Annotated in this window: 1 protein-coding gene; it reads right to left on the bottom strand. The window is 38.3% G+C overall.

Going from position 1 to position 1,233, the window contains the following annotated elements:
• Nucleotides 1-80: 80 nt before the first annotated feature.
• Nucleotides 81-1,233: DUF4231 domain-containing protein (locus AC3WVG_RS12045; RefSeq protein WP_488798361.1), on the bottom strand; the 1,153-nt coding region annotated here is incomplete at its 5' end.

Below are 1,233 nucleotides of genomic sequence, written 5' to 3'. Positions count from 1 at the left end.
GCACACACGACCGGCATCACCTGCGCCAATGAAGCGCAGCGGAATTGGCGTCAGGTGAATGCCATTGTTATGCCCTGGATTTAATCATTTTTTCTTGCTACCCATTGAGTATGTTCTCTGGAAAAAGCCGCTTCACTATTTACAACAAAATCAGACAATTCTTTTTCATTTTTTACAGATAGAGCTTCTCCTTTTATTAAAACCAACTCATGAGCGGCCAATGCATACGAAGAACTCAACTCATTGTGTTTTTTAGCCTGCAACCATGTCAAGGTTCCACCTGCTGCTGTAGCTATTACCTCAATGGGATAGCTCTGAGCGGGATTTTTGATTCTCAATAAAAGCATAAACACAGCGGCGGAATGCAAAACGACAGAACACCAAAACCAAAATGTTGCACGTTTTTTGTTATATATTGCTTTTTTTGAATACCATTCAGATTGATCTTGTATTCGTTCTGTCTTATAGATATTTAATCTTTCGTTGATATCTAATGCTCTTATATTTTTCATTTTTTCTGTGATCGGGTCTTCTATCTCGGCATATGAACCCAACATGGTAGAAATACTTCTATTTTGATTCAATATAGCCTTTAGATCATTTATAAATTCTTTTGACACAATTTCTATATTTTCAGTATCATGATAGGGTTCAGTACGCATAATCCATCGCCAAGCTCTTGTTTTTACGGACTCAGCGACAGCTCTACCATTATACCAAACATCATCTGGGCGCTTAACTCTTAACCAAATTAGTATACCTAAGGTAATGAGAAATAAGGTTGCCGATAGAATGGCTCCATTTGTTGTGCCTGAATATCGATAAGAAATATAGCTGGCCAGAATTAGCAAAATCAAATAACACGCAAGACTTCTATAATAAATCTTTTGTGCACAGATAGAAGCATTATCTGCTGACTGATATAAACCAGGAAGATCTTTATCTGTTACACCATCTTTTATTCCTATTTTTTGGGCGTCTGCCGCCGTCGAGAGGAATTCCCTCCAGTTTCCTTTTTCTGCTTGTGTCTCTATGTATTCGAGTATTTTTTTCTCGTGTTCTGGTGTTATTTCTTGCCATGGTGTTTGTTTTTGTTGTGGGGGGTTTAGTAGTGGGTGTGGCCTGAGTTTTATGGTCATTTTTACTTGATTTGTTTTAGTGGAGGCAGGTTTGGTGTTGGTTGTTGGTTGGTGTTGGTTGTTGTTTTTGGTTGTCGTTGTTGGTTGTTGTTGG

Source organism: Desulfovulcanus sp., from assembly GCF_982781345.1.
The sequence above is the reverse complement of the archived record's forward strand: the minus strand, read 5'-3'. Positions and strand labels throughout refer to the sequence as shown.